Annotated in this window: 12 protein-coding genes and 1 pseudogene; 6 read left to right on the top strand and 7 right to left on the bottom strand. The window is 73.3% G+C overall.

The window, feature by feature from the left end:
* The 4 genes and pseudogenes from ACWDZ4_RS32890 to ACWDZ4_RS32905 all read right to left on the bottom strand — a co-directional run.
* Positions 1–444: DUF72 domain-containing protein (locus ACWDZ4_RS32890; protein WP_451512049.1), on the bottom strand; the 444-nt coding region annotated here is incomplete at its 3' end.
* Positions 445–446: 2 nt separating this feature from the next.
* Positions 447–863, bottom strand: a complete 417-nt coding sequence (locus ACWDZ4_RS32895; RefSeq protein ID WP_451512081.1) for a CBS domain-containing protein — start codon at positions 861–863, stop codon at positions 447–449.
* Positions 864–962: 99 nt separating this feature from the next.
* Positions 963–1163, bottom strand: a pseudogene (locus tag ACWDZ4_RS32900) (CDGSH iron-sulfur domain-containing protein); the annotation flags it as partial.
* Positions 1147–1797 carry a HemK2/MTQ2 family protein methyltransferase gene (locus ACWDZ4_RS32905; RefSeq protein WP_451512050.1) on the bottom strand — a complete coding sequence of 217 codons (651 nt, stop codon included), beginning with the start codon at positions 1795–1797 and terminating at the stop codon, positions 1147–1149. The pseudogene ACWDZ4_RS32900 and the gene ACWDZ4_RS32905, both read right to left, overlap by 17 nt.
* 58 nt (positions 1798–1855) lie before the next feature.
* On the opposite strand from ACWDZ4_RS32905, the gene ACWDZ4_RS32910 reads away from it, so the two are divergent.
* From ACWDZ4_RS32910 to ACWDZ4_RS32920, 3 genes are all read left to right on the top strand, one after another.
* Positions 1856–3454 carry an FAD-dependent oxidoreductase gene (locus tag ACWDZ4_RS32910; protein ID WP_451512051.1) on the top strand — a complete coding sequence of 533 codons (1599 nt, stop codon included), beginning with the start codon at positions 1856–1858 and terminating at the stop codon, positions 3452–3454.
* The gene (locus tag ACWDZ4_RS32915; protein WP_451512052.1) at positions 3451–4467 is read left to right on the top strand and encodes an iron-containing redox enzyme family protein; all 1017 of its coding nucleotides are present in this window, start codon (positions 3451–3453) and stop codon (positions 4465–4467) included. Before ACWDZ4_RS32910 ends, ACWDZ4_RS32915 begins: the two co-directional genes overlap by 4 nt.
* 163 nt (positions 4468–4630) lie before the next feature.
* On the top strand, positions 4631–5056 hold the full coding sequence (locus ACWDZ4_RS32920; protein ID WP_451512053.1) for a CBS domain-containing protein: 426 nt from the start codon (positions 4631–4633) through the stop codon (positions 5054–5056).
* Positions 5057–5180: 124 nt separating this feature from the next.
* Here ACWDZ4_RS32920 and ACWDZ4_RS32925 read toward each other — a convergent pair whose 3' ends face one another.
* The gene (locus tag ACWDZ4_RS32925; protein ID WP_451512054.1) at positions 5181–5381 is read right to left on the bottom strand and encodes a hypothetical protein; all 201 of its coding nucleotides are present in this window, start codon (positions 5379–5381) and stop codon (positions 5181–5183) included.
* A 206-nt stretch (positions 5382–5587) separates the two neighbouring features.
* Here ACWDZ4_RS32925 and ACWDZ4_RS32930 point away from each other — a divergent pair, with 206 nt between their 5' ends.
* The gene (locus ACWDZ4_RS32930; protein WP_451512055.1) at positions 5588–5896 is read left to right on the top strand and encodes a hypothetical protein; all 309 of its coding nucleotides are present in this window, start codon (positions 5588–5590) and stop codon (positions 5894–5896) included.
* Between the two features lie 7 nt (positions 5897–5903).
* On the opposite strand, the gene ACWDZ4_RS32935 is transcribed toward ACWDZ4_RS32930, so the two are convergent.
* Positions 5904–6242 carry a type B 50S ribosomal protein L31 gene (locus ACWDZ4_RS32935; RefSeq protein ID WP_451512056.1) on the bottom strand — a complete coding sequence of 113 codons (339 nt, stop codon included), beginning with the start codon at positions 6240–6242 and terminating at the stop codon, positions 5904–5906.
* Between the two features lie 54 nt (positions 6243–6296).
* Positions 6297–7316, bottom strand: coding sequence for a GlxA family transcriptional regulator (locus ACWDZ4_RS32940; protein WP_451512057.1), 1020 nt, complete (start codon positions 7314–7316; stop codon positions 6297–6299).
* Positions 7317–7387: 71 nt separating this feature from the next.
* Between ACWDZ4_RS32940 and ACWDZ4_RS32945 the strand changes: the two genes are divergently transcribed.
* Positions 7388–8689, top strand: a complete 1302-nt coding sequence (locus ACWDZ4_RS32945) for an MFS transporter (protein ID WP_451512058.1) — start codon at positions 7388–7390, stop codon at positions 8687–8689.
* A gap of 112 nt (positions 8690–8801) precedes the next feature.
* Positions 8802–11829: nSTAND1 domain-containing NTPase (locus ACWDZ4_RS32950; RefSeq protein WP_451512059.1), on the top strand; the 3028-nt coding region annotated here is incomplete at its 3' end.

An 11829-nucleotide genomic window follows, 5' to 3' on the forward strand; every position in this document is an offset into this window, starting at 1 on the left:
GGGAGGCTGAGCTTGCCGCCCCGAGCCGAGGAGGAACCGGGGCGTCCGGAGGGCGGGTAGGTCGGGCGCGACGCCGGCCGTGAACCGCTGCCACAGCCGCGTCACCGCTTCCGGGGGCAGCTGGGACTTCCGTACCCACGCCGTCGGGGCCAGGCCCGCCGGGCGCAGGTCGGCCGGAAGCGCGCCCACCCGGGCGCCGTGCCCGGTGAGGAGGGCGAACGCCTTCACGTCGAAGAGGAAGCCCTCGGGGGTGCGCTCGGCCCACAGGGCGCTGACGCGCTCGGAAGGCAGGGCGTAGAACGTGCTGTCGGCCTCCACCACGGGGAACCGGGAGGCGTAGTGCCGCAGCCGCCCCTCGGCTCCCCTGGCGCCCTGCGGGTACCAGCCGCTGGAGACCAGCGCGGGATCGGTCCACGAGCAGGTGCCCACCAGAATGTCGCCCATGATCAGTCCGTGGACAGGGCCTCCAGGAGGTCACCGACTTGTGGTGCGGGCAGCGCCCTGGCGACGTCGGCCTGGGCGATCATGCCGACCAGCCGGTGGTCGTCGATCACCGGGAGCCTGCGCACCTTGTGCCGCGTCATCGTGCGGAGCACCTGGTCGACGTCGTCGTCCGCCCGGACGAACACCACTTCGCCCTGGGCCAGTTCGGAGGCTTTCGTCGTGCCCGGGTCCTTGCCCGTTCCGAGCGCCCGCACCACGATGTCGCGGTCGGTCAGCATGCCCTTGAGCTTTTCTCCGGTGCCGCAGACGGGCAGGGCGCCCACGCCGAGCCGCGCCATCGTCCGGGCGGCGTCCGCCAGAGTCTCCTGCTCGCCCACGCACTCCGTGCCCTTGGACATGATCTGGCGTGCGGTCGTCATCGTTCCTCCTGTCGCGGATGCGGAACCGGCTGTCCGTTCACCGGAGCCGGCCGGATACCCGGTAGCGGGCCGGGCATTCGCCTTGCGGCGGTGGCTGGTGTCGCACCAGGGGTAGCGGCGGCTGCGCCGGCAGGTGCACACGGCCACCGTGAACCGGTCGGAGCGGGCGGTCGTACCGTCCGGCAGAGTGATTTCGACGGGGCCCTCGATCAGCACCGGGCCCTGCGGGTCGACGACGACCCGCCGGACGGCGCGGTCGTCCTGCGCCCGGGGGGTTCCACTCTCAGCTGCGCCAGGCACGGATGACCACCAGTTCCTCTTTCGTCTCGCCCGGGTCCACCAGGCCCCGGGCCTCCAGCCATGCGGCGTGCCGGCGCATCACCGGCCCGTACGGCACTGTCTCGTGGGCGACGGGCCCGGCCCGCAGCCCCTGGGCGGTCAGGGCGTCCACGGTCGCGCCGACGCCGCACAGCGCCGAATGCACCACCAGCAGTACGCCGTCCGGCCTCAGCAGGGGCGGCGCCTGCACGCACAGCCGGTCCAGCACCGCGCGTCCGTCCGCACCCGCCCACCAGGTGAGGTCGGCGCTCTTCGCCGGTACGCCGCCGGGGGAGGCGACGTACGGCGGATTCGAAAGGATCACGTCGAAGCTCTGCTTCGCCACCGTGCTCAGCAGGTCACCGCGGCGGACATGGATCGGATGTCCTCGCAGCCGGGCGTTCAGCCGGGCCGCGAGAACGGCTCTGCGCGACAGGTCGGTGGCGGTGACGCTGGCCGCCCCGGATTCGGCGGCCACCAGGGCGAGGGCGCCCGTGCCGGTGCCGACGTCGAGCACGTCGGCACCGAGCATCCGCGGTTCCTCACGGGCGGTCCGTGCGAGCAGTTCGGTGTCTTCCAGTGGGGCATAGACACCAGGTGGTCTGAGTAGGCGCATGAGACGCGGGTACCTCGAAAACCCCTGGTCGTAACGGCCCTGCCAGAAGGAGCTGCACATGAGTGATGTTCCCGTCCGCCCCGGTTCGTACTGGATGGAGTACGGCGACACCGCTGCGCGCCCCCGCCCGCCCGAAGGTCTGGACGTGGACGTGGCGGTGATCGGCGCGGGTATCGCCGGGATCTGTACGGCCTGGGAGCTCGTCCGGGCCGGGAGGTCGGTCGCGCTGCTGGAGGCGAACCGGGTCGCCGCCGGAGTGACCGGCCACACCACGGCCAAGCTCTCCGCCCTGCACGGGACGGTCTACCAGCGGTTGCGCAGCACCCGCGGGGCCCAGGGCGCCGCGTTGTACGCCCGCTCGCAGCAGGACGCCATCGGTCACGTGGTGGCCGTGTGCGACGAACTCGGGATCGACTGCGAACTGGAGCGCGTTCCGGCGTTCACGTACGCCGAGACGGCCAAGGAGGCCCGTACGGTCGAGGAGGAGGCACAGGCCGCGCGCGAGGCCGGGCTGCCCGCGTCGTACGTGGAGGAGACCGGACTGCCGTTCCCCGTCGCGGGCGCGGTGCGCGTGGAGGAACAGGCCCAGTTCCATCCGCGCAAGTACCTGTACGCCCTCCTCGCCGACCTGGAGGGGCGCGGCGGGCAGATCTTCGAGGAGTCCAGGGTCGTCGGGCTGGAGGAAGGCGAGCCGTGCCGGCTGACGACGGAGGACGGGCGCACGGTCACGGCCCGCGATGTCGTGGTCGCCACGCACTACCCGGTCTTCGACCGGTCGCTCCTCTTCGCGCGGCTGAAGCCGCACCGCGAGCTGGTGGTGGCCGGCGTCATCCCGGCCGCGCAGGACCCGGGAGGCATGTATCTGACGCCCGAGGGAACGACGCGTTCGGTGCGGACCGCTCCGTACGGCGAGGGACAGCGGCTGCTCATCGTCACGGGTGAGAAGTTCACCCCGGGAGCGGGCCGTGTGGGTGAACGGTACGAGCGGCTGGAGCGGTGGACCACGGAGCGCTTCCCGGACGTGCGGCTCACCCACCGCTGGGCCGCCCAGGACAACGAGCCGACGGACGGTGTCCCCTTCGTGGGCGCGCTGCATCCGCGCGCGCGTCACACCTTCGTGGCGGCGGGCTTCAACGGCTGGGGCATGGCCGGCGGCGTGATGTCGGGCAAACTGCTCGCCGCACGGATCACCGGGCAGAAGCTGCCCTGGGCGGATCTGTACGACCCGGTGCGCCTCCAGCCGCTGAAGGAGGCTCCGTCACTGCTGCGGTTCCAGGCCGCGGCGGCCGGGCACTTCGTGGGCGACCGGCTGCCGTTCGTTGCGGGCGGCGGGCCCGCCTCGGCGATCGCGCCGGGTGAGGGCGCGGTGGTGCGCAGCGGCGCCCGTCAGCTGGCGGTCCACCGCGACGACGCGGGCGAGCTGCACGCGCTGTCGGCCCGGTGCACGCACATGGGCTGCATCGTGCGGTTCAACGACGCCGAACGCGCCTGGGAGTGTCCGTGCCACGGCTCCCGGTTCGGGATCGGCGGCGAGGTGCTCCAGGGTCCCGCCGTACGCCCTCTGGAGAAGGTCGAGGACTTCGAGGGCGAGAAGGACGCGAACGACGAAAACGACGAGAAGGACCACGCCAAGAACGGCAAGGGTGACGACGCATGACCACCACCGCTGAACTGCCCCCCTCGCGCGGGCCCCTGTCGGGTGCCGTACGGGACATACTGCTCGGGTCTCCCCCGCCCGGCGGTCTGCCGCTGGAGGAGGCCGCTTCCGCGGATCCGTTCGGGGACGATCTCCAGCTGGCGCTCTACACGGCGTACGAGCCGCACTACCGGGGGTTCCGGGGCGTCTCCGATTCCCAGGAGTGGGACCTGGACCTGCTGCGGCTCCGCGGTGCCATGGAGGACGCCTTCCTGGGCGCGCTGCGCGCGGCGGCACCGGGCGGCGACGACGTGACAGCGGAACTGGACGCCCTGCTCGTCGAGCCGGTCGAGGGCGACGGAGCCTCCCACCACCTGATGCACGACGGCACCTGGGAGCAGATGCGTGAGTACCTGGCCCACCGTTCGCTCTACCAGCTGAAGGAGTCCGACCCGCAGGCCTGGGTGATCCCCCGGCTGGAGGGGCAGGCCAAGGCGTCGCTGGTGGCGGTCGAGTTCGACGAGTTCGGCGGCGGCCGCGGCGAGCGGGTGCACGCCCGGCTGTTCGCCGACCTGATGGAGGGCGCGGGACTGGACGCGAGCTACGGCCGGTATCTGGAGTTCGCGCCCGCCGTCACCCTCGCCACCGTCAACGTGATGTCGCTCTTCGGTCTGCACCGTGCGCTGCGCGGCGCGATGGTCGGGAACTTCGCCACGCTGGAGATCACCTCGCCGCCCGGCGCGCGCCGGATGGCGAAGGCTCTGGAGCGGCTGGGCGCGGGCGAGGAGTGCACGCGTTTCTTCACCGAGCACATCGAGGCGGACGCCGTGCACGAACAGGTGATGCGCCACGATGTGATCGGGGACCTGCTGGCCAGGGAGCCGGAACTGGCCGGGGACGTGGCGTTCGGGATCCGGGCGAGCGTACTGCTGGAGTCGCGCTGGGAGGAGCATGTGCTGGGCGCCTGGCGGGCGGGCCGCAGTTCGCTGCGGCCCGGCGCGCCGGACATCGGCCGCCCGGCGCCGTCCCGGTGAGGCCCTGCTGAGGTCCGACTGAGGTCCGGCCGGGGTGCGGCGTCCTGCGAGGTGTGGTGTGCCACGTTCACGCACGGTCACCCATACGCCCTCAACCGCTCGCCTACAAGTCAGGGGACGTCCAGCATGGCGGTGGCGCATACGCACACCTCGGAGGACTCCCATGACCGCTGTCCGTGACCTGATGACCCCTGGCGTCCGATGCATCCTGGCAACCGACACGCTCAACCGCGCGGCCAAGATGATGCGCGCCCACCGCATCGGCGCGCTTCCCGTGAAGCGCAGCGAAAGCAGCAACGAACTCATCGGCATCGTCACCGACCGCGACATCATCGTGAAGTGCATCGCCGCGGGCGGCGATCCCACGCAGGTCACGGCGGGCGATCTCGCGGAGGGCGCCCCCGTGGCGGTCGAGGCGACCGTCGACGCCTACGAAGCCGTACGGGTGATGAGCGAGGCGCGCATCCGCCGGCTGGTGATTCTGGAGAACGGCAGACCGGCCGGTGTGATCAGCGAGGCGGACCTGGCGCGTGCCCTGCCCGCCGACCAGTTCGCCGCGTTCGTCATCCGTGTCTGCGCGAGGCGCTGAGAGGACCGCGCACAGCCCCGGCACACAGCTCGCCGCACCGCGCCGGCACCACGCACTCCGCCCCGCACAGAACGGTCTGTGCGGGGCGGAGTGCGTGAGTGCGGGTGTGCTGTCGCGGCAGCAGCTAAGGAAGCTGTGTGTCGAGCGCCGAGCGGCCCTCCTTCTCCAGCCGGCGCCGCGCCCACTCCAGCGTCTCCGGAGTCACGTCTCGCCCGGAGGAGAGCACCAGGTCCTCGGGCGTGACGTCGTCGGTGGCACCGGTGTGCAGCAGCCTGTCGGGGGTCACCCCCGACGGGTCCAGCTTCGAAACGGATTCCTCGCTCATACCGCCTCCTTGTTTCGTCGATCAGTCGGCATTCTGGTTCCCGCGTACCCGGACCGCATTCGGGGAACATCCCTCGTCCCTGTGTTCCCTGTGCCGTGGTGTTCCCTGTGCCGCGCCTCCGTTCCGGATGCGGGGGGCGCCCGCCTGCGGCAGCGTGGGCATCATGGGCAGCACCATCGGGCCGGACGAGGCACGGAGCGGGACACATGAGCGAAGACAACGTGGTTCCTCCCGAGGACGACGGCGTCCTGGACGCACAGGACACGCTCGAGAGCGACGACCTGGAGTACGACCCGCTCGACGCGGGCATAGCGCCGCCCGAGCACTGGTCGCCCGCGGAATTCTTCGGCAACACCGCGGAAGAGGCGCGTCGGGGCGAGTCACTGGACCAGCTTCTCTCCGAGGAGGAACCGGACATCGATCCGGACGCTCCGGAGGAGGACGAGGAGGACGACGAGCTCAAGGGCCTGGACAACGAGCTCGAAGTGCTCGACGAGGGGCTGGAAGACATGTAGCCGTCGGCTAGCCGGGCAACTGGCCCCGGCCGGCCGGACCGCCCCGGCCGTCCTGCCCGACATTCCTGTCCTGCCCGCCCTGCTCCCCCTTCCCGTCCTGCTCGCCCTGCCCGAACCGCCGCTCGAACTGTGCGATCCGCCCCTCCGTATCCACCGTCCGGGCCCTGCCGGTGTAGAACGGGTGGCTCTCCGAGGAGATCTCGACATCGACGACGGGGTACGTACTGCCGTCGTCCCACTCGATGGTGTTCTCGCTGGTGGCCGTCGACCGGGTGAGGAACGCGTATCCCGCGGCCCGGTCCCTGAAGACCACCTCGTGGTAGGAGATGCTGGCGTCCGGCTTCACATCTGGCTCCTTGCCTCGTTGTACGGGCGTATGTGCCGTACGGGCCTTCCCAGGCTAAGCCGGACGGCGCCCGTCGGCATCCGTCGCCGCCACGCCCCTGAAGGTGGCGCGGTAGGCGCTCGGCGAGACGCCCAGCGCGGCGTGCAGATGCTGGCGCAGCGACACCGCGGTGCCGAAGCCGACCGCCGCCGCCACCCGGTCGACCGGCAGGTCCGTCTCCTCCAGCAGGTGGCGGGCGCGGTCGACGCGCTGTCCGGTGAGCCACTGGAGCGGTGTCTGCCCGGCCTCCTCGCAGAAGCGGCGGGAGAAGGTGCGGGTGCTCATCGCGGCGCGGTCGGCGAGCTCGCGCAGGGTGATGGGACGGTCCAGGTGCGCCAGCGCCCAGGTGCGGGCGGGCTCCGTGGAGGACCGGTGCGCGGCGGTGACGGGGCGCGGGATGTACTGCGCCTGGCCGCCGTCGCGATGCGGCGGGACGACCGTGCCGCGGGCCACCTCGTTGGCCACCCGTGAGCCGTGGTCGGCTCGGATCATGTGCAGGCACAGGTCGATGCCGGAGGCGACGCCGGCGGCCGTGAGCACGCCGCCCTCGTCGGTGTAGAGCACACCGGGGTCGACGCGCACGTCCGGGTGGAGCCGTTGGAGGTCGGCGGCGGAGCGCCAGTGCGTCGTGGCCCGCTTGCCGTCGAGCAGTCCGGCCGCCGCGAGGACGAAGGAACCGGTGCAGATGGAGGCGATGCGCGCGCCGGGGCGGATCCGGGCGATCGCCTCCGCCAGACCGGGCGGCAGGCGGGGTGCGGCGCGGGGCGTGTAGTCCTCGTCGGAGGCCGGGACGATCACGGTGTCGGCCTCGGCGAGGATGTCCGTACCGTGCGCGACCCGGACGGTGACGTCGGCGTCCGTGCGGACGTCACCGGGCTCCGGTGTGCAGGTCAGGACCTCGTAGAGGGGCTCGCCGCCGGACGAGACGGCCTGTCTGAACAGCCGGTGGACGATGCCCAGTTCCATGGTGAGCAGCCCGTCGCGCACCAGGACGGCGACACGGTGCGGGTTTCCCGGGCTCCGGAACGCTGTCATGGCGAGATTCTTTCACACCATGGCGATCTCGCCACTGGTCCGGGCCGGACCAGTGGCGCAGGGTCGGACGCATGGTTCAGATCCGACTCACGGAAAGTCCGTACGAACGGCCGCGGGCACGGGCACGGGTGCACCGGGCCTGGCTGGTCGCCGCGGTCGCCGCCGTCGCGATCGTCGCGGCCGGGGCCTTCACCACCATGGCGGGGCTGCTCGTCGGCCCGCTCCACCGGGAGTTCGGCTGGTCGCGCTCCACGATCGGGCTCGGCGCGTCCGTGAACATGGTGCTGTACGGCCTGACCGCGCCGTTCGCGGCCGCGCTGATGGACCGCTTCGGAATGCGCCGGGTCGTGGGCGGCGCGCTGGCGGCCGTCGCGGCGGGCGCGCTGTGCACCACGGTGATGACCGAGCCCTGGCAGTTCGTGCTCTCCTGGGGCGTCCTCGTCGGCACGGGCTGCGGATCGATGGCGACGGCGTTCGCCGCGACCGTGACCGACCGTTGGTTCGTACGCCGCCGGGGGCTGGTCACCGGTGTGCTCACCGCGGCCGGCGTGTTCGGGCAGTTCGCGTTCCTGCCGCTGCTGTCCTGGACCGTCGAGCGGTACCTGTGGCGCGCCGCGGCCGTGACGCTCGTCGTGGCGGCTCTGGCGGCCCTGCCGCTCGTACTCCTGCTGCTGCGTAACAGTCCGAAGGATGTCGGACTACGGCCGTACGGGGCCTCGGAGCACACCGCGCGCGCTTCCCGGGAACGGCCCGCGCCCGTTCCCGGGGCGGCGCGGCGGACCGTTCGCGTGCTCGCGCGGTCCGCGCGCACCGGCCCGTTCTGGCTGCTCGCGGGAACGTTCGCGATCTGCGGCGCGTCGACGAACGGCGTCATGTGGACGCACTTCACCCCGGCGGCGCACGACCACGGAATGCCCGCCACGGTCGCCTCGTCGCTGCTCGCGGCGATCGGCGTCTTCAACGTCGCGGGAACCGTCGCGTCGGGCTGGCTGACCGACCGCCTGGATCCGCGGCGCCTGCTCGCCGCGTACTACGCGCTGCGCGGCCTCACCCTGCTCGCCCTGCCCCTGCTGCTCACGGCGGAGGCCGGGGCGCCCCTGGTCGCGTTCGTCGTCCTCTTCGGGCTGCTCGACGTCGCCACGGTGCCGCCGACGCTCGCGCTGTGCCGGGAGCTGTACGGCGAGGACAGCGCGATCGTGTTCGGCTGGACCGGGGCGGCGCACCAACTGGGCGCCGGGCTGGCCGCGTTCGCGGGCGGCGCGGCCCGGGACGCGTTCGGTTCGTACGATCCGCTGTGGCTGGGCGTCGGCGCGCTGTGCGGGGCGGGCGCGCCGCTGGCGCTGATGGTCGTGCGACCGCGGGCGGCGGCGTGAGGATCCGGCCCCTACCCCGCCCGCGGGGTGCGCAAGCCACGGCGGCCAGGATTCAGGCAAAAGCCTTACGGAGTAAGGAAACTGACCGTAAGGGGCCTGTACGGTGCCCCGCATGGACGGGGTTCGGGGCGCATGCTCCTTCGGGGAAGAACTACGGCGTCTGCGGAGCGAGCGAGGCATCTCGCTCACGGCGCTGGCCCGGACGATCCACTACAGCAAGGGCTATCTGAGCAAGATCGAGAACGGTGGCAAGCCGCCGACGCCCGATGTCGCCAGGCGCTGCGACGAGGCGCTGGGCGCGGGCGGCCGCCTGGTGCGGCTGGCGGCCGGCGTACCGTCCGCGCGGCGGCCGACGGCGACGCCGACCGGCCTGCCCGGCCCGGACGGCCCCGTATGCCCGTACCGGGGTCTCGCGGCCTTCGGACCCGAGCACGCGCAGTGGTTCTTCGGGCGGGAGCGGGCGACGGCCGAGCTGGTCGGGCGGCTCGCCGAACGGACCGACAGCGGACCGCTCGCCGTGGTCGCGTCGTCGGGGGCGGGGAAGTCTTCGCTGCTGCGGGCCGGTCTGGTGCCGGCGCTGCGGCGCGGCGCACTGCCGGTCGAGGGGTCGGGCGGCTGGCCGGTGGTGGTGTGCACGCCGACCGCGCATCCGCTCAAGGAGCTGCTGCGGTGCGTGGCCGAGGCACTGGGGGCGGAGCCCGGGATCGGCCCCCAGTCGCTGCGGGCGCGGCCCCGGCGGCTCGCCGACGCCGTACGGCCTCTGCTGGCAGCAGGTCCGGGACGGCGGCTGGTGCTGCTGGTGGACCAGTTCGAGGAGACGTTCACGCTGTGCGCGGACGAGGCGGAGCAGCGCGCCTTCGTCTCGGCGCTCTGCGCTCTCGCCACCCCCGCCGAGGGGGACACCGGCCGGCCGCCGGGCGTCGTGGTGCTGGGCGTACGGGCCGACTTCAGCGGCCGGTGCCTCGACCACCCGGAACTGGCGTCCGTCTTCTCGCACGGCCTGTTCGCACTCGGCCCGATGACCGGCGCCGAACTGCGCGAGTCCATCACGCGGCCGGCCGAACGCGCGGGACTTTCCCTGGAACCGGGCCTGGTCGGGCTGTTGCTGCGCGACGTGGGGTCCGGGGGCACCGGCCGGGGCGGCCGGGACGATCTCGCACCCGCCTCCCCCGGCGCGCTGCCCCTGCTCGCCCACGCGCTGCTGGTCACCTGGCAGCAGCGTACGGACCGCACACTGACCGTCGCGGGGTACGAGACGACGGGCGGCATCCACGGGGCGGTCGCGCGGACGGCCGAAGACGTGTTCACCCGGCTGCTCCCCGCCGAGCAGGAGATGGCGCGGCGGGTGCTCGTGCGGCTGGTCCAGGTCGGCGCCGGGGACGGCGGTTCCGCCGGGGGCGGGGACGGCGACGCGGTGACCCGGCGCAGGGCGAGCCGCGAGGGGCTGCTCACACAACTGCCCGACCGGCGCGGGGTGGAGGCGGCGCTCGACGCGTTCGTACGGGCCCGGCTCGTCACCGTCGACAGCGACGCGGTGGAGATCGCCCACGAGGCGCTGCTGCGCGCCTGGCCCCGGCTGCGCGGGTGGATCGGCGCCGACCGGGCCGGGCTGCTCGTGCACCAGCAGCTGGCCGAGGCCGCCGCCGAGTGGGTGCGCGAGGGGCGCGATGCCGGGCTCCTCTACCGGGGGACGCGGCTCGCCGCCGCACGGGAATGGGCGGACCGTACCGGCCGGAGGGCCGAACTCACGCCGCAGGAAGCCGAGTTCCTCGACGTCTGCCGGGCGGAGGAGGTGAACAGGCAGCAGGCCGAGCGGCGCCGGGCCCGCACCCACCGCAGGCTGCTGGCGCTGCTGACGGCGCTGCTGGTCCTGGCGCTCCTCGCGGGCACAGCGGCGTTCCACCAGCGGTCCCGGGCCTTCGACGAGCGCCGTGTCGCCCAGTCCCAGGCGATGGCGGTACGGTCCGGCGCCCTGGCGTCCGGGCAGCCCGAGGCATCGATGCGGCTGGCGGCCGAGGCGTACCGCACCGCGCCGACCACCGAGGCGCGCGGCGCGCTGCTCAGCACGCAGGCGCGGTACTTCGCGGGCCGGCTCGGCGGGCACACGGGACCGGTCAACGGCGTGGCGTTCAGCCCCGACGACAAGCTGCTGGCGTCGGCCGGTTCGGACGGCGCGGTGCGGCTGTGGGCAGGGACGGGCCACCGCAGCCCCGTGGACACGCTCACGGGCCACGGCGGCCCGGTGATCGCCGTGGCGTTCAGTCCCGACGGGCGGCTGCTCGCGTCGGCGGGCTCCGACGGGACGGTGCGCCTGTGGAGCGTGGCGGACCGCCGGCCGGCCGGGACGCTGCTGGGCCACGGCGGCGCCGTACGGTCGGTCGCCTTCGGCCCGGGCGGGCGGAGCCTGGTGTCGGGCGGAGCGGACCGCACGGTGCGCCTGTGGGACGTGGAGCGCCGGCAGGTGCGGGCGACGCTGCGGGGCCACGGGGACGAGGTGCACGGGGTCGCCTTCAGCGCCGACGGGCGCAGCGTCGTGTCGGGCGGCGCGGACCGCACGGTCAGGCTCTGGGACGTGGCCGGCCGGCCGGTGCGGGCGACGCCGAGGTCGACGCTGCGGGGGCACAGCGACGGCGTGCTGGGGGTGGCCTTCGGCCCCGACGGGGACAGCGTCGCTTCGGGCGGCGCGGACCGCACGGTCAAGCTCTGGGACGTACGCCGCCTCCGGATCCGGGCCACGCTCACCGGGCACAGTGACGACGTCAACGCGGTGGCGTACGGCGCGGACGGGACCACCGTCGTGAGCGCCTGCGGGGACGGCACAGCGAAGGTGTGGGACACCGCGAGCCACCGGGTGACCGCCACGCTGGCCGGACACACCGATTACGTCCTGGGGGCCGCCGTCAGCGGCGGCCATGTGGTGGCCACGGCGGGCTTCGACCGGTCGGTGGTGCTGTGGGACCTGGACCGGGCGGCGCTCACCGCGCGTCCCTTCGCCGAGGCCTGGCAGTCGGCGCTCTCGCCGGACGGGCGGCTGCTGGCGTCGGCGAGCGCGGACCGTACGGTCAAGCTGTGGGACGTACGCCGCCGCACACTCCTCACCACCCTCACCGGCCACACCGGCTCCGTCTTCGGCGTCGCCT

This window comes from Streptomyces sp. NPDC003016 (assembly GCF_053591455.1).